The 17,902-nt window shown below is 40.1% G+C and carries 13 protein-coding genes and 1 pseudogene; 7 read left to right on the top strand and 7 right to left on the bottom strand.

What is annotated here, in order from left to right:
• Positions 1-2: 2 nt before the first annotated feature.
• On the top strand, positions 3-374 hold the full coding sequence (locus QMA12_RS04175) for a hypothetical protein (RefSeq protein WP_254911152.1): 372 nt from the start codon (positions 3-5) through the stop codon (positions 372-374).
• Between the two features lie 66 nt (positions 375-440).
• On the opposite strand, the gene QMA12_RS04170 is transcribed toward QMA12_RS04175, so the two are convergent.
• Positions 441-1,472: an AI-2E family transporter gene (locus QMA12_RS04170; protein ID WP_290208854.1), complete on the bottom strand. Its 1,032-nt coding sequence runs from the start codon at positions 1,470-1,472 to the stop codon at positions 441-443.
• A 131-nt stretch (positions 1,473-1,603) separates the two neighbouring features.
• Between QMA12_RS04170 and QMA12_RS04165 the strand changes: the two genes are divergently transcribed.
• Positions 1,604-2,494, top strand: coding sequence for a TIGR01777 family oxidoreductase (locus QMA12_RS04165; RefSeq protein ID WP_290208853.1), 891 nt, complete (start codon positions 1,604-1,606; stop codon positions 2,492-2,494).
• A 16-nt stretch (positions 2,495-2,510) separates the two neighbouring features.
• Here QMA12_RS04165 and QMA12_RS04160 read toward each other — a convergent pair whose 3' ends face one another.
• Positions 2,511-3,317 (bottom strand): sulfite exporter TauE/SafE family protein, encoded by an 807-nt coding sequence (locus tag QMA12_RS04160; RefSeq protein ID WP_087531808.1) that lies wholly within the window; start codon positions 3,315-3,317, stop codon positions 2,511-2,513.
• Between the two features lie 367 nt (positions 3,318-3,684).
• On the opposite strand from QMA12_RS04160, the gene QMA12_RS04155 reads away from it, so the two are divergent.
• Positions 3,685-4,659 (top strand): DUF1852 domain-containing protein, encoded by a 975-nt coding sequence (locus QMA12_RS04155; protein WP_087531807.1) that lies wholly within the window; start codon positions 3,685-3,687, stop codon positions 4,657-4,659.
• A gap of 58 nt (positions 4,660-4,717) precedes the next feature.
• Positions 4,718-5,797 carry a methionine synthase gene (locus tag QMA12_RS04150; protein WP_290208849.1) on the top strand — a complete coding sequence of 360 codons (1,080 nt, stop codon included), beginning with the start codon at positions 4,718-4,720 and terminating at the stop codon, positions 5,795-5,797.
• 47 nt (positions 5,798-5,844) lie between these two features.
• Here the strand turns inward: QMA12_RS04150 and QMA12_RS04145 are convergent, their stop codons facing one another.
• Both QMA12_RS04145 and QMA12_RS04140 read right to left on the bottom strand, forming a co-directional pair.
• Positions 5,845-6,558 carry a deiodinase-like protein gene (locus tag QMA12_RS04145; RefSeq protein WP_290208848.1) on the bottom strand — a complete coding sequence of 238 codons (714 nt, stop codon included), beginning with the start codon at positions 6,556-6,558 and terminating at the stop codon, positions 5,845-5,847.
• Between the two features lie 106 nt (positions 6,559-6,664).
• Positions 6,665-7,675: an alpha/beta hydrolase gene (locus tag QMA12_RS04140; protein ID WP_290208847.1), complete on the bottom strand. Its 1,011-nt coding sequence runs from the start codon at positions 7,673-7,675 to the stop codon at positions 6,665-6,667.
• A gap of 234 nt (positions 7,676-7,909) precedes the next feature.
• Here QMA12_RS04140 and QMA12_RS04135 point away from each other — a divergent pair, with 234 nt between their 5' ends.
• Positions 7,910-10,108, top strand: a complete 2,199-nt coding sequence (locus tag QMA12_RS04135; RefSeq protein ID WP_290208846.1) for a TonB-dependent siderophore receptor — start codon at positions 7,910-7,912, stop codon at positions 10,106-10,108.
• Between the two features lie 162 nt (positions 10,109-10,270).
• Here QMA12_RS04135 and QMA12_RS22175 read toward each other — a convergent pair whose 3' ends face one another.
• The 3 genes from QMA12_RS22175 to QMA12_RS04125 form a co-directional block, all read right to left on the bottom strand.
• A complete protein-coding gene (locus QMA12_RS22175) occupies positions 10,271-10,507 on the bottom strand; it encodes a hypothetical protein (protein WP_356948017.1) in 237 nt (78 codons plus the stop codon).
• Between the two features lie 9 nt (positions 10,508-10,516).
• Complete coding sequence (locus tag QMA12_RS22170; RefSeq protein ID WP_356948016.1) at positions 10,517-10,984, bottom strand: DUF2071 domain-containing protein; 468 nt, start codon at positions 10,982-10,984, stop codon at positions 10,517-10,519.
• A 285-nt stretch (positions 10,985-11,269) separates the two neighbouring features.
• The gene (locus QMA12_RS04125) at positions 11,270-11,557 is read right to left on the bottom strand and encodes a hypothetical protein (RefSeq protein WP_087531801.1); all 288 of its coding nucleotides are present in this window, start codon (positions 11,555-11,557) and stop codon (positions 11,270-11,272) included.
• A gap of 1,677 nt (positions 11,558-13,234) precedes the next feature.
• Here QMA12_RS04125 and QMA12_RS04120 point away from each other — a divergent pair.
• Together QMA12_RS04120 and QMA12_RS04115 are read left to right on the top strand one after the other, a co-directional pair.
• Positions 13,235-17,008: a TonB-dependent receptor gene (locus tag QMA12_RS04120; protein WP_290208845.1), complete on the top strand. Its 3,774-nt coding sequence runs from the start codon at positions 13,235-13,237 to the stop codon at positions 17,006-17,008.
• A gap of 417 nt (positions 17,009-17,425) precedes the next feature.
• Positions 17,426-17,699 (top strand): annotated as a pseudogene (locus QMA12_RS04115) (group II intron reverse transcriptase/maturase); the annotation flags it as partial.
• Positions 17,700-17,902: the final 203 nt, after the last annotated feature.

The raw sequence follows: 17,902 nt of genomic DNA, 5'->3' as shown, positions 1-17,902 counted from the left end.
GTATGATGTTTAGCACTGCATCATATGCAAATGAATGCACCTTAGCGGAACAACCAACAACAGATGAATCTAAAAAATACATTCAATGTTTGGATAAAGAAATCGCCTCTTTAGAGCGCAGTCAGCAAACTTGGATCAATAAACTGACATTGGATTTAGGTAAAATCCAGGACGATACGGGTAACACCCAGTTAATGCCAATCTTTAAACGCAGTATTAAAAGCCAAAACCGCTTTTTAGAAGATAGCTGTCGTTGGCGTTACCTGCACAAAATGCCCAACGCGACGCAAGCTGCTATTGTTTATAAACGCTGTGAAATAGCTATTTTAGAGCAGCATATTGAGGTATTAAAGCAGCCACTTAAGTTGTTTTAATCAAGCAATAAAAAGCCACGCATCAGAGCGTGGCTATTTAATTTAACTCAAGCATAATTAGCTTCGTTATTTTTCTATCTCTTCACCATTACCAAGTAAGGTAGCAAGCCAACGCCCTTCGTCGCTGGTCTCCAGTGCAATTTTTACTATCATAGTTAAAGGCACCGATAACAGCATACCCACAGTGCCCAATAACCACCCCCAGAAGATTAAAGATAAAAAGACCACGAGCGTTGACAGCCCAAGCCCCTTGCCCATAAACCTTGGCTCGACAATATTACCCATTACCGTGTTGATAGTTAAATAACTAGCGCCTACAATCCCCGCAATTAAAGGACCCTGTGTAATTAACGCAAGTAAAACAGCAGGTATTGCCGCGATAATCGAACCAATATTAGGAATGTAGTTAAACATAAAAGCAACCACTCCCCACAATACAAAGTAGTCAACGTTTAGTACCCACAATATTAATGCAGCTAATACACCTGTCCCCAAACTCACTAGCGTTTTGATAGCTAAATATGAATTAATCGAATTTAAAAACCGATCGATTTGTTTCATTTTCATATCCGGATCATCTAATGCCATATGTATTTTTTTACTAAACATCGGTCCTTCAAATAACATAAACACCACAGTTAAAATGATTAAGAACAAATTGGCCATTACGCCACCTAGTCCTGTAAGCATGTTTGTAGCCACATCTATCATTTTTCCAGGGTTAAACATTGAGATTAACTGTTCTTTATTAATTAATATATTGTAACGCCCAGCTACATCCACCAGCCAAATAAACTCTTCTTGTAGCTTAGCTTTGTATTCAGGTAAATCCTTTGAAAAATCAGTTAATGACTGCCCTACAAGCCCACCTAAACTAACGCCAATACCAATTACCATCAGCATTACTAACATAATAGCAATGCCTTTAGGGATGTTATAACGCGCAAAAAATCCTAACAAAGGGTTACAGATGATCGCCAAAAATGCCGCTAATACAAACGGAATTACGATAACACTTGCAGCTTTAATACCTGCAAGCCCTACAACCAATGCCGCAAAAATAACTAAACTTTTGTTTACTCCAGTTAGTCCCGCCAAACCACAATCCTTGAAAATAAAAACTGCAGTCAGTGTATGTGAAAAGTTAATAAAATGAAATGTTTGCAAAGTGATCAAAAGCAGCTTTACTTCGTATAACAATTTAATTGAATAATCGCTGAGGTAGGCAAATGAACATATTCATCACTGGTGCAACAGGCTTGGTTGGGAGTGCTTTGTGTAAAAAATTAAAACGCGTTCACACATTGAGCGTTTTAACTAGAGACACACAATCAGCCGAACAAAAACTTGGTAACGAACTATGCTATGTAAATGATGTAAGTAACATTAACTTTAACACCATTGATTGTGTAATTAATCTTGCTGGCGAACCTATTGTAAATAAACGCTGGAGTTCACAACAAAAGCAAAAAATCAGAGATAGCCGCATCGGCTTAACTCACCAAATTAGTGATGCAATAATGCAATGTGACACTCCCCCGCACACTTTTATATCAGGCAGCGCCATTGGCTATTACGGTCGTCAAGGCTCTCAACTTATCAACGAACAATATGAAAAAATCCATCCAGAATTTAGCCACACACTTTGCGATGACTGGGAACAAGCAGCACTAAGCGCGCAATCACAACACACCAGAGTCTGCGTGATTCGCACAGGTATTGTACTAGCAAGTCATGGCGGTGCTTTGGCGAAAATGCTGCCGCCATTTAAACTAGGCTTAGGCGGCCCTATAGCAAGTAGTGAGCAAGGCATGTCATGGATTCATCTTGATGACATGGTTTCATTATTAGAGTTTACGCTTGAAACCCCCCACCTAAATGGGGCAATAAACGCCACAGCCCCATCACCTGTGAGCAATTACAATTTTAGTAAAATACTCGCAAAAGCGCTTCATCGTCCCGCTATATTACCTATGCCTGCGTGGGTACTTAATATTTTGATGGGCGAAATGGCTGATTTGCTTATTCATGGTCAATTTGTTTTGCCACAAAAGTTAGTAGACGCAGGCTTTGCCTTTACTTACCCAACCCTGTCAAAAGCGTTAGATAGCCTAACTTAGGCGGTTAAACAAACTGTTAACCCATAATCATTTTTATGGCAGTCACAACCAATAAGGCGGCAAAGATTTTTTTAATCGTCGCAACTGGTAAGTAGTGAGTGGCTTTTGCACCTACAGGTGCCATAAACCAAGATGTACAAACAATGCCAAAAAGCGCAGGTAAATATACAAATCCAGCGAAACCATCTTCAAGCGAAAAATAAGCACTCCCCGAGCTGACATACCCTAAAGAGCCAAATAATGCGATTACAATGCCGCAAGCAGATGCGCAACCAATAGCTTTTTTCATATCAACTGAGAAGAACGTTAACAAAGGCACTAATAATGCACCACCACCGATGCCTATCATGGCAGATAGACCTCCTGTGAGTGTTGTAAAAATAGTAAGCACGCCTTTATTAGGAATGTCGCGCTCATTCGTTGAGGTACTTTTACTAAAAAACATCTTGATTGCGATAAGCACCACACTCACTGCAAACACCAAACGTACAACTGATTCCGGTAAAAGTGCAGCAATAAAGCCGCTGATCAGCGCACCTAAGGCTACACCAGTCATTACCCATGGCGCTAAATCCCAAGGCACGTTACCATTTTTATGATGGGCGATTGCAGATGACGTAGACGTAAATAAAATTGAGGCTAACGATGTGGCAATTGCGCCAATCACCACTTGTTCAGCTGGTAAAATCTCGAAATGAAGCAATATACTGCTCAATATTGGTACAATGACAAGCCCCCCACCAATACCTAGTAACCCGGCTAAAAAACCCACACCGCACCCAAGTATTGCGCAGTATACAATCAATAATATCATTTCACTCATTCAACTTATCTCTTATTTTAATAATTACAATGCTCTTATAAATAGGTGTAACTAACTCCACCAAACGCGAGTATATCAATATAAATGATGCCCATTCAGGCTTAAATCGATGATAACTGCTGAATAATCCTCATGTTTCACATGAAAAAAATACACATCAAGAAAAAAGAAGTCTAGATGTATAGAAATCCAGATAAATCATTGGTCAAAAATTTATTTTAAACACCTAATATCACGCAATAAGCGAGTGTATATAAAAAATAGCATGAAGATGATTCATGTTTTATGTGAAATTATACCGTTTTTATTCATGTATCGATCCACGTATAACTAACTCACGCTTTAAAACAGATTGGATACCACAGCAATGAATACAAATTTCACATTTACAGTTAAGAGTGAGTGCCTTGATGAAAACTACCACCCATCTAACAGCACACGTATCACTACCAACTTTGCTAATTTAGCAAGAGGCAGTTATCGCCAAGAGAACTTACGTAACGCCTTAAAAATGATCGACAACAGCTTTAATGCACTAGCACATTGGGATAACCCTAACGGCGACCGCTATTCTGTTGAACTTGAAATTGTCTCTGTTGATATTGACGTGCAAGGCAGTGGTGATAGCTTTCCATCTATCGAAATACTAAAAACAAACATTATTGACAGCAAAACCAATAAACGCATTGAAGGCATTGTTGGCAACAACTTTTCTTCTTATGTACGCGATTACGATTTTAGTATATTGCTGCCAGCTCATAATAAAGGAAAAACCACATTCAGTATTCCTGATAACTTTGGTGAGCTACACGGTAAACTATTCCAGTACTTTGTTAACTCACAAACTTACAAGCAGCACTTTAAGAAGCCTCCGGTGATATGCCTTAGTGTGTCTGATAATAAAACTTATCACCGCAGTGAAAATCAGCACCCTGTTTTAGGTGTTGAATATCACCCGAATGAATCTTCGTTAACTGAGCAATATTTCAAAAAAATGGGTCTACAGGTACGCTACTTTATGCCCCCAAATAGCGTTGCACCATTAGCATTTTTCTTTTTTGGTGATTTACTCAATGACTACACGCAGCTAGAGCTAATAGGCACAATTAGTACGATGGAAACCTTTCAAAAAATCTATCGACCTGAGATCTATAACGCCAATGCGGTTGCTGGAAAATGCTATCAACCTAATTTAAAAAACCTTGATCATTCATTAACACAAATCGTTTATGACCGAGAAGAGCGTAGTCAGTTAGCGAGTGAGCAAGGCAAGTTTGCTGAGCAACACTTTATAAAGCCATATCAGAATGTGCTTGAGCAATGGTCTCAAAATTACGCCTAGGTATCGCACTAAGAACGGCAAAATTTAAAATTAACTAAATAAACGGCTCAATTTTATTATGAATACAGTTAACAGCAAAATACTCTTACCCACTTCAACTGCTGGCAGTTTACCTAAACCTGTCTGGCTTGCAGAGCCTGAAAAACTTTGGTCTCCTTGGAAACTACAAGACGAGCAACTCATTGAGGGCAAACAGGATGCACTGCGAGTGTCATTGCAAGAACAGAATCAAGCGGGTATTGATATTGTCAGTGATGGCGAACAAACACGCCAGCATTTTGTTACCACATTTATTGAGCACCTTAATGGTGTTGACTTTGAAAAGCGACAAACAGTTAAAATCCGTGATCGTTACGACGCCAGTGTGCCAAGTGTTATAGGCCCGGTTTCACGACAAAAACCAGTGTTTGTCGAGGATGCTAAGTTCCTACGCCAGCAAACAGACAAACCAATTAAATGGGCATTACCTGGGCCAATGACCATGATAGACACCCTCTATGATGATCATTATAAGAGTCGCGAACAACTGGCATGGGAATTTGCCAAAATACTCAATCAAGAAGCGAAAGAGCTAGAAGCCGCGGGCGTTGATATTATTCAATTTGATGAGCCCGCATTTAATGTATTTTTTGATGAAGTAAACGATTGGGGCATTGCCACTTTAGAAAGAGCAATTGAAGGCCTTAAATGTGAAACAGCTGTGCATATTTGTTACGGCTATGGCATCAAAGCGAACACCGACTGGAAGAAAACGTTGGGCAGCGAGTGGCGACAGTACGAAGAAGCCTTTCCTAAGCTGCAAAAGTCAAATATCGACATCATCTCATTAGAATGTCATAACTCTCATGTTCCTATGGAGTTACTTGAACTAATACGTGGTAAAAAAGTAATGGTGGGCGCAATTGACGTTGCAACCAATACCATTGAAACAGCTGAAGAAGTTGCAAACACCCTAAGAAAGGCATTGCAATTTGTTGATGCAGATAAGCTTTACCCATGTACAAACTGTGGCATGGCTCCCCTGCCTCGCTCTGTAGCGAGAGGTAAGCTAAATGCACTCAGTGAAGGAGCAAACATTGTTCGTGAAGAGCTTTCGCTAGAAAGTAATTCAAACCAGCTTTGTGCGCAAAGCGTATAAAAACCAAACTGTACCGTGAGGCATGAGCTTGCGTCTCGCGGTACAGTTCAACACCTTTTATCTGGCGAGACAGTTTTTGTTAAATCAAAGAAAAGTAATACATTTCTTTTAATTACATTTTTCCATATCAAGGTTGGTAGCCCCAGCAAAAAATCTTTGATCGCACCTTGACCACTTCGCTTCAACGTTTTTAAAGCTATTGTAGGTTTCACTGGCAAAAAGTAACTCTTCGAATTAGCGGGCTTACCACTCAAAAGCCTATGAAGTGCCTTTTTTATAGCCGACACATTATTCCAATCACTTCTATACACAATACAGCCATTACGATTAATAATGAATACGGCATTCGGGTAACCACCATAAGCATCATGTGCAGTTCCTTTAATGTCATCAATAAGGATAGATCTTATTTCTTGATCATTTTTTAGTGCTATCGCACAGCGAACTTTCTCAGCTGCCGATTTGTGTGAAGGTATATTACTTCCGGGGTGTGCTTCTCTTACGTATAAAACTGAAAAATTAACCATGGGAAATAAACTAACTAGCTTTGCCATTCCTTCTCGTCGACCTTGAAATAATGGGCATGTAATACTGCCAAGCTCAAGCACCAAAAACTCGTTATAAAAATCAAGTAATTGTACGGTTTGTCCATCAGTGTTCGTTAATGCGAAATCCATGGCTTTTTCACCAGTATCGGGCCCGTAAAAATTATCTAAGTCATAGTTTTTACTTGTAAACTCATCATAATTATAATTTTTCATCGGTTAAACCTCGCAACTTGATAAAAGGCGGCATTGATTGCATAGAACCCAGATACACTGAATAATGGCCTTGTCCGCCTTATTAAAACAAGTATAGAACAAAATATCACCGTGATAAGAAATCTAATACCACACGGTTTACATGCTCTGCTTGATCGACGGTTAAAAAGTGGCCCGCACTTTGAACTTGCTCAGCCTGTACTGATTTCAACATTTTTCTTGCCCGATCAAGACTATTTTGATTATTCATTATGTCGTTATCACCAATCATAACTAATGTTGGTAAGGTTATTTGCTGTAACTGTTGATCTGAAAACGGCCGTATCTCAGTAATTAGATCGGGTATCGGGTCGTTATCCAGCGCTGCTACATATTGATCAAGGTATACAGGGTCAATCTGATGTGCATTGCTCGACAAACTTTGTAAGCTCTCATGCACTTTATTCCGCTCAGGGTTTAGCGTAAAAAGAATGCTCGACAGTAGATCACCGCTAAACTCAATCCACCCAAAGGTTTGAGCTGGGCTAAGTAATACCAAGCTTGCTATACGAGAGGAATCGCTACGCGTCTCAGCTAAAGCAATCGCTGTTGCCTGCCATCCACCGCGAGAGGCTCCAACTAAATGGATTGAATCTAGCCCCATAAGATTAAACAATTCTTGATACCAGCTTACTACCTGCGTCATGTCCGTAATATCAGTATTGGCAAGCGAACCACCGGAGCCCAGTAAATCATCAATAGCATACACCCGATAATGCTCTGCTAATGCTGTAATATTGGGATACCACATGGCCGAGTTTGCTTGCATACCATGTAATAGTAAAACAGGCTCTCCCTCTATAGGCCCCGCAACAATAACTCTAGCTTGACCAAGTGAAGTAGGAATACTTAACTCACGATAATCAATAGGCCATAAACTCAAAGCGCGTTGATAAAGTTGCTCATGAGATAATCCATTAGCCGATTGCTGCTGTAACTGAGCATTTTGTGTTTGGCGATCAGGCAGTAAATAAGCATGCTGCTCAGCAGACACCTCAACTTTATCGTCAAACTTATCACAGCCGCTCAATAAAATTAGCGTGCTAAATATCGCAAACATACCTCTGAACAACCCCATCTGTACTCCTATATTCGCAAATATTTAGGTACTCTAAACTACTATACCTTCTATTAACGAACACTTACTGCTACCTAAGTTTGCCCTTAACTATTTCATTATAGTCATCAATACCATAGCTGTTTATTTATCTTTCTTACCTTTTTTGCTGGATCTTCGATTGACTCGTAGACCTCAAATCAAGATAATACAAACAATTATCATTAACGTAATCTTTTAAGGGAAAATAGATACATGAGCTTTAACAACGAACACAGCTTGCAAAACACGTCAACGACATCAGCTCCCTGTTTTAAAAAAAATCGATACTCTTTAGCCTTAGCTATTACAGCGGCTCTTTATGGACCAGCACTTTTGGCGCAAGAAGCTAAAGATATAAACAAAAACAACCAAGATATAGAAGTTATAGAGGTAAAAAGCTCCCCTTTTTCAAGTCAAAACCCTACTAGAATACCACTGTCAGCCAAAGAGCTACCGCAGTCTGTTACGAGTATTTCGCGCGAACTGATGGATTTAAGCGGTATTACTGACATAAACGATATAATGCTGAATGTACCAGGGGTGAATGTCACAAAATATGATAGTCAGCGCCCGCTCTACTTTGCTCGAGGCTTTCAAATTACCGACTTCCAAGTAGATGGCATTCCAACTTATAGTGGCTCAACCAATCAAGAATACGACACCTCACTCTATCAACAAGTCGAAGTGATCCGTGGTGCCAATGGCCTATTAAGTGGTGTTGGTTCACCTTCGGCCACGGTTAATATGATACGAAAGCGCCCAAAACAAGAGTTCGACGCGTCTATATCTGCAGGCATTGGCTCATGGGATCGACGCCGTGGTGTTGCCGATATTTCTTTACCCCTAACCGAAGATGGCAGCGTTAGAAGTCGCCTAGTCGTTGCTTATCAAGATTCTGATAGTTATCTTGAGCGTTATCAAGAAGACAAGTTAGCTATGATGGGTATTATTGAAGCCGACATTACCCAAAACACAACAGTATCATTGGGTTATCAAAACCAAGATAATAACCCCGAGGGAAGTACATGGGGTACCATCCCAATTTTTGCCAGTGATGGTAACGAAGCAAACTTACCAGTTACCACCAGCTATGCGCCTAAGTGGACTAAATGGCAACGAGAATCATCTACTGTATTTGCTGATGTAAAACACCACTTCAACGACTATTGGCAATTACGAGCAGCGTTAAACCACACCGAAGGTGAGCTTGAAAGTTTGCGTGTTTATGCCTCTGGTTTGCCTGATCGTGACACTGGTGAAGGGGTATTCTTACGAGGTGCAGTGGGCTCTACTGAAGACACGCGCGACAGCCTAGATTTGTACCTTACGGGCAGTTACAGTTTGTTTGAGCGTGAGCATGAACTCATGTTCGGCCTTAACATTAGCCAACATGAATCAACAAGCTTAGGTTACTCTTCACTATCTGACTGGTCTTACAATGTACCAAATGCGTGGGATTATGATGGTGAAGCCCCCAAACCCAGCTATGCTACTACTGGGGCGTACCGAACAAGCCAAACAGATCAATATGGTTTTTATGCGGCAACGCGCTTTCGGGTAACCGAGGCCTTATCATTCGTCGGGGGCGCACGGGTTACCTCTTGGGAAACAGGCACCGACAATTATGATACAGACTCAGCTTATGCCAATACGACTGGTGACTATAAAGTAAGTAACGAAATTACCCCCTATGTAGGTGTTGTTTATGATCTGACACCAGCAACAAGCCTTTATACAAGCTACACAGATATTTTTACACCACAAAACTACAAAGATAAAAATAATAACTTGCTTGCCCCCGTACTCGGTAGCAACTTAGAAGCAGGTATTAAAAGTGAATTTTATAATGGTCAACTTATGGCAACCTTTGCCATATTTAATACCAAACAAGATAATTACGGTGTACGAGATCTAACCCAGCCAGATTACTCATTGCCAGATGGCAGTTCTGCTTATAAAGGTGTTGATGGCACTGAAAGTAAAGGGGTTGAAATTAGTTTAAGTGGCCGCATCAGCAATGAATGGCAGATCAATGCTGGATACACCTATGTTGACACCACACGGAATGAGAATGACCGCATATGGACTAATTTACCAGAACACTCTGTTCAGCTTTCCACGCATTATCAATTCACAGGATCGTTAGATAAATTAAATATAGGTGGCGGCATTAATTGGCAAAGTGAAATCACTGGATATGGTGTGAATCATCCACTAGAAAGTGAAGGCGTAACTTACCAACAAGGTGCTTACATGCTGGTTAACTTATACGCTAACTGGCGCTTTAATAATTCATGGAATGCAACACTAAGTGCAACCAATATAACTGACGAAAAATATTGGGCTAATATTGATTTTGCCAACTACGGTGAGCCTCAAAATATCGACTTTACAATTAAATGGACGTATTAACTCATAAGCCATAATAAATACCACGCGATTTTATAATCGCGTGGTATTTCAAAGTAAACTAGTTTGTTGTTCGGGTATAACTAACATTCGTCATTGCTACTTTAGAGGTGGTGATACCTAAGTTTTCAAAACACTCTTTAAATGAATTTGAATAATATATTTTTATTTCACTACTTTTGGCGGTAAGTAAATAGTGAATTCATTTGTCGGCTCAATTAGCACACTGTGCGGTAATTGTTGCTCTTTTTCTGTAACTAAACCTAAGCGAGATAATAAACCAAAACGAGCTAAATTGACGTTTGCAGAAGCTACTTCTAATTGCTTGTGCCACACCCTATAAGTACCTAGTTTTCCATCATGACGATAATAAAAGCCAGCTAATGGATGCGTTAAATACACAAGCCCCGTTTACGTATCAGGGAATCCCAACAATTCAATTTTTGCATCTTTGCTCTGTGTTAGTTCGACGCTTACAGGAGCCCAGGCAGCTTCTGTCGTCATTTTATATTTACGGTATATTTGTTCTGTTTCATCAAACGCACAATCAAACTTAACTTTACCTGGGTACCAAGGTAAATTCCAAAGTAACCTGGGTACTGCGAGAGTCCATGAATCTAACGTGGTTCCCAAAAACCAAACACAGCGTTCATTGGTTTGCTTATCTATTATATAGATCCGGTAATTGGTTTGCCCCATAGTAAATTTAGGAAATGGATAAACTGCGGAAGTAAAGTCAACATCAATAAATGGTACTACTGAAATAAGCGCTTTTTCTTCATCGTTGATTTGTAAGGTGTCTAACTTAAAACGTGCAGGAAACATCCCAGCGAACCTTGAAGGGTCTACTGCATAAGTGATGATTGCAAAATGTTGCAACTTACATAAAACATCAATCCATTTATTCGTAGTGCTCCAGCAACCCCAAAAGGATATAGGAAAAGCCTAGCTGCGATGAGATCGCAATAAGAGATTACTGCGTAACGCACCCTAAATGTGTTTGCCGTAAGCAACTTGCTTAATAACCACATCGACAGACGAAGTAAACGAATTTACTTATTGAATTAGAGTTGATTTGGAATTGACCGCCACTGTATAAAAACGGTCAAATAAAATACTAGTGCCTATTGATAGAGTTAAGGCCCATATGTGTTGTACATTTTTTTACAATGCACCAACTGCTATTAAAACTACAGCAAGTAGAAAATATTTGTAACTACTTTTGGTAAATCTGAAGCCTGATTTAAAACAACTTTTTAAAGGAGATGCCAGTAATAATGGGTTTAGCAGAAGACCACGAAAGAAACACAGTATTCCAAAGGTGGCAGCTATTTCGCCAAAGTCCAAAATGTTTGTTTGATAATACTGAGCCACTTGTAAATACATTACAAATAACATCAAAGCTTTTATCAGGTACCCACTTCGTTGAATTTTAATTGCTTGATCGTCCATTGAACTCCAATCCTGACTAAACGTATAACGAGCCTGTAGAATTACACGTTTTTAATTTATTTTTATTGATGCATTAACCATAGCCGAGTTCCTATTTTTATTCAATTAGTTACGTCGATTTTACGTAAAGTATAGAATAAAAAGGACTGGCATATTTTGTGGTTAAAAATTTAACAACTCTCTCATCGTGGATAACGTTGGAATTATTTTTTATGCAATGTTTGTTGCAAAACGTAAAGTTAAGTAGCTTGGAATGAATTTTAGGCAGTAAATATGATCTAGAGATTTGATTTTTATCAATAACTTAATTGTATTTTTTTGACAATTCACTTGAAGAGACTTTCACTTTTCACTCAACCTGCGCTTTTGTACCATTTCACGTCATTGGTTGCAGCTTGTTGCTTTAACCGTTGTTTGCTGCCTGAAACGTTGAATTGATTCAAGCCAGTGCGCTTCTTCTATATTCAAATTGAGCAACACTTTTGGCACAACCTTGTTGATATGTCCTTTTTTCTTTGGAGCTATATGACGGCCACTCCAATCGACTAATTCAATGTAATCCAATAAGGCAAAAGGGAGCGTGTCTTTAATGTGGTTGCCGCCAAATGGCTTGAGCTTTGAAATGCGCTATACGCTCTTGAATTGACGTAAAATCACTGTCTTCAAGCGTATCGGCCATGTTTGCTCTGATAGGATTAAATCAACGTAGGCCATGCAACTAAGCACTGCGGTTTCATCTAATAATGCTTGTGATTGATCTTTAACAAAAGGAAAGGCCCTTCCCACAAATTAATAGGAAATAAATTTGAATGCCGTTAGGCAGCCCGAAGGGTGAGCGCCAGGGATGGCTGCGAATAATACTTTCCTGTGCAGTTATCTTCTTCAGTGGCCTCACGGGCAATGTACTCATTGAGGTTTTTCATATATCAGCTGATGTCATACAATCTTTCTCGCCATTTTACGATAACTTCATTAAAAAATAAGTCACTTACCTTATCTAACTTCTCTCCATTTTAGCAGCGATCAACCAAAACATGACCATTGTAAAGCTGATACCAGCGGTTAATTACTTCATCATCAAACTAATCAAGTGCCTGACGTCTATTGACATTCACAACAAGGTGGTAGTGATTGCTCATTATCGCGTAGGCGGCAATTTCTATGGCAAATACTTACTTAATAGCTTTATCCGTGCTACTAGCCACTCCCGACGATGATCACAGTTTTTACCTGTATCTGTATCTTTATCATCTTCACACAAAAACGCTCGCCTAGCACACCGTGAGATTAAGTGATAATAAGATGTGGATGCTAAATCAATCAGCTATTTTCTTGCGCGAGTCATAAAATACCAACCTTATTTAGCTATGTATAACAACAGTAGTTGATACTATGATTCTTGCAAAAATTTTTATGGCTGTCCTATTTTATTTATTGTACTGCGGCGCAGTAGCATCCGATGACCCCATATATTCAGTATCTCGTTTTTCACAAGAATATAAAATAAAAGAACAAATAAAAGATAAAGAATATTATATTCTTGATATTTATTTTTTTTACACTATATTAATACTTCAATTCAGTAACAATAGAGTTGTTCAAGGGGTCATTCGTAATAAACCTTTCATAGAAAAGGTGCGACGGCATTAAAATAACATATAAATCAATAGGAAAAACATGAAACCACGCTTATCCAGAATAACCGTTGCAATTCATTCGGCTATATTTTTAACTGCAAGTATCTCTACCACTGTTTTAGCAGAGCAATCCAACACAGAGAAAACAGAAAATAAAATATTAGAAAATAAATCACAGGAAGAAATAGAGGTTATTCAAGTAACCGGTATTCGCTCTTCATTGCGTGAGAACTTAAACAATAAACGCTTTGCTGATACCGTTGTTGACTCCATTAATACTGAGGATATTGCCAAAAATCCTGACAAAAATATGGCCGAAGCTCTACAACGTGTTGCAGGGGTGCAAATTGAGCGGCAATTTGGAGAAGGCTCAAAAGTTTCAATTCGAGGCACATCTCCTGAACTAACCAATACCCTAGTTAATGGCCAATCAGCAAAATCTGTTTCCTATTTACCCGGTCAGTCGGAGAGCAATGCTTTTGACTTTTCTAACATCCCTGCTGATCAAGTATCGAAAATTGAAGTATACAAGTCAGCGCGCGCTGACTTAGACGCTGGCGGTATTGGTGGCACCGTTGTATTGCATACCAAAAAACCGTTAGAGCAGGAAGATGGTTATGGTTACTTCAATGTTGAAGCTGAATACAACGACTCTTCAGAAAAGTCATCGCCACAAGTTTCCACCGCATATAACTTTGTCAATGACGAGCAAACTTTTGGTGCGTCAATTAGCGTCAGCTTACAACAACGTAATGCGTTACGCTCTGGTTTTGAATCAGGTGGCGTAGGCAGTGGTACAGGCTTTCAAAAAACTGATCCTATCGATTGTCCAACCGAAGAATGTTTAAGCAGTGATATTAAGTTAAGACATATGAGTGGGCATAACTTAATTGTCACTCGCCATATGGCCTTAAATGGTTATACCTATGGTGACTTAGAAGCCGTAGCAGGTAATGGCTTTAATGCTGATGGACTATACGAAGGGTACTGGCCATTTGCACAAGCTGGCGTTGAGTCAAATAACTCGGGCGTCTGGAACAATAACACCCAAAATTGGGGGCAGCTTGATGAAGTGATGAATCCCACTTATATAGATCCTGATTGGGGGCTCTTCTGGGGTAGCCGTAGAGATGGCGGTTTAGGCCAAACCGCACCTTTAAATATCGGTAATATGCTTTATTCACCAGCCTTTTCCACTGAGGAAAGCCGTCTTGACACAACAATAAATTTACAGTGGGCGCCAACCGATGCGCTAAACTTTAACCTTGAATTAAACCAAAACAGCTCAGATCGCGACAATAAGAGTGATAACTTATACGCGCAAACCTACAGAGCCAGTCAGCTACTCTATAGTAATGGTGTACCCGGTGTTGATCCTCGGTTAGTAATGGATCCCGTTCAAGATATTGTTTTATCAGCAACCTATCCTGTTGATGGCGTATACTTAGTGGGTAATGCTGGTGAAATTTGGGATGGCAATGGCTATCGTACGAACCCAGCTACATGGGGTGAAATGGTGCGTAGGGATTCCAATGATCGCAGCGGTACCGAAACCGATCAAAGTAGAGTCCATCTTACTATGGACTACACGGCAGACCAATTTGAGATTAAACTTCAAGCAGGACGCACAAGCGCTGAAAGCACCGTGTTAGATCGTGCAACCACCCTAGCTAGCCGATATGGCGACTCTGAAACCCCCTATTCTGGTGATGATACAGCCCTTAAAATTCCAACCTATGAAGGTGTCAACCTCGGCTACGGTTATAACCCTGATACAGGTAAAGTATATTGGGGTGTAGAAGCCGACCCTTCTTTAACTGGTGATGAATTAGCAGCTGCACAGCAGCGCGCCCAAAACTTCTTACTTGCCCCAACCAATGAGTTTTACTTGCTAACGGGTGGTTTACGCAACACAGCTCGCTACCGTGAAAATACCGAAGACTTCTTTCAGGCTGATATCACTTGGGAACTAGACAACAAGTTCTACATTGACAGTGTGAAATTTGGTGGCAAACTTCGTAAGCTAAACCACACTGAAGACTACTTTACTGAAGATGCAAGATTTCACGGTTATTCCAACGAAGTCAGCGCGTTCCCAGTTATTTTAGCCGGAGAAATTGCAGGCGGCACCGTATCAGGCTTAGATACCGCCGGCCATGATATCCCAGATGAATATTTTGCTATTGATCAGAATAAGCGAGATGCACTACTCAACGATCACTTTTTAGTATTACACTCAGAAGGCACGCCAAACAAAGGCAGTTGTGAAGACGCCATTGCCGCCTACTCTGGCCCGAATAACTATTACGGTTGTCGCTCAGGTATGACGGAATCTGCTGGTGACTATTACGATGTAAACGAAGAATATTTAGCTTACTATGCCATGGCCAACTTTAGCGGCGAAAAATTTCGCGGTAATGTCGGTTTACGTGTTGTAGACACCGAACGTGAATCTATCGGTAATGAAGTAGCCAAAGATGAAAATGGCCAGCCGTTATCTTACCCTTTAGATTCAAGTGAAGCAGGTTATGTAGAACAGTTGGCCGGCTTTAATATTTACGCACCATTAGTACAAACCAGTAGCACAAAAGATTACTTGCCGAGCTTTAATATTTCTTATGATTTGGCCGATGATCTGATTTTAAGAGCTGCCGCGTCGAAAAATATCTCTCACCCTAGCCTAAACCAGATGAGAAGCACCTTTTACCTAGCCACCGAACGTTATAGGTTATATAACGATGGACGCCAGCAAGACCTAACCGAAGAAGGTTTAGCCGAGCGTTTAGCTATGGACTCACAACGTAGGGGCTCGGTGGGTAATCCAGATCTTGGCTCTTACACCTCAATTAACAGTGAAATTGGGGTTGAGTGGTATTTTGATAAGTCTTCAATATTCTCTGTTACGGCGTTCCAAAAAGATATCAAGGATATGGTACGCGCAACATCTAAAGTGCAAAACTTAGATTATTTAGGAGACGAAGGCAGAACGGATAATAACGGCTACCCTGTTTTTGGTGACTACGTTGTCAGTTCTTACTTCAATACCGGAGAACAAAAAGTTAAAGGTCTTGAGATGCAACTTCAACACGACTTTGGCAATGGCTTTGGTGGTTTGGTTAACTATACCTACACCGACGTACCAGATCAGATGTTCACCAACTCTACATTCGCCTATGAAGTCGGCGATATGAGCGATGTTGAAACGCATGTGAGCGACCCATCACAACGTGATTATTTTGAAGTAACAGGCTTTAGCACCAAGACAACCGTTCAATCGGAACCTATGTTTGGTCAATCTCAAGATACGTTAAATGCCTCTGTGTATTTTGAAAATGAAACGTTTTCTGCGCGACTTTCGTATAACTATCGTAGTGAATTTGCTAACCAAAGCGATAGCGAGGGAATACGTTACACAGACGCTCGCTCGCAATTAGACTTTAAAGCGACCTATCAAATCATGGATAACGTAGTAGCTAGTTTCGCTGTGACCAACTTGACCAACGAAAATGTCGTGCACTACTTAGATCGTTCACAAATTGTCAATGATCCAGTCATTAATAATATGAAGTGGGTAGATGAAATTGGTGATGATGGTGTACCAACGGGTAACCGTGTTATTGCAACTGATGATAATGGCAATAACATTGTTGAATCGTCAGTGACTGGCGATGCTGCATTTGCTATATTATCTGAAGCAAGTGGCATTTCTGTTGAAGAGCTTAAACCTTACTATGAAAACCATTTAGACAAGGTATATGTTAACGAATGGACTAACGGTCGTCGTTACTATGTTGGACTAAACTGGACTTTCTAAAATAACTTTGCGAGCTTACCTCAACTATGGGGTAAGCTCGTGCATATACCCAGAGGGGTTATTAGGCTTACAGCCAAATAAAAAGGACAGGCATATTTTGTTGTTTGTTCTGTTCTCTCGAGGCGACAACTAACTTGAAAAACTCCAATAAGGACTTATCCTTCTTAATACATCGTGTTTTACAGCCTTCTATATTATGAACTAAGCAATACATTTGCCGCAGAATCAAGTGAATGCATCCACTTTCGTTTGACCCGTAAGGTCAATTTATTCATGCCTTTATTGACTGTAATATTCCGCTTTTTATTTAAAGGAAAGCAGGCTCTATACAATCAAATCATTTGCCATTACTTCAATAAAAAGCTGCCGTCTCCCCATTGTGCTGTCTATTTTGACCTTTATTTAAATTAGCTAGCAGTGGATTTAAATCATTGGATCCGCCGTAGGATAAGGATGAGCTACTGGCGGCAATGGCACTCTTTATAAAGGTATAGCCCGCACTAAAGTACGCAGTTTAATGAAATTGGGTGTTAGCGAACGACTCGCCATAGCCTGTGGTATCTCCAGTAAAGGCCCTTGTAGAAGCTCAAAAACAAAAGGAATTAACATTGCGCTAGGCAATGACTATTTAGCATCACAAGGTTTAGTGTCATTGAAAGATATTTGGATCAATATTCATTACGGGAGGTGAACCGCCCATTGCACTTCCTGTTAATAAAAAGCGCATGATGGGTGGTGTGGGGCTGGAGGAGACCTCCGGCTACCCGATTATGGTTTGTATATTATTCACTGGCAATTTGGGGCTTAGTTTTTTGAAATATTGTGTACCAGAGTGGTCCAAACAAAAACCAAAAAAACATGAGCGATGGTAATATGTACATCCAATCTTTAAGT

The sequence above is a fragment of the Pseudoalteromonas sp. APC 3893 genome, from assembly GCF_030408095.1.
Lineage (GTDB): Bacteria > Pseudomonadota > Gammaproteobacteria > Enterobacterales > Alteromonadaceae > Pseudoalteromonas.
This window is presented reverse-complemented; position numbering and strand designations above follow the sequence as displayed.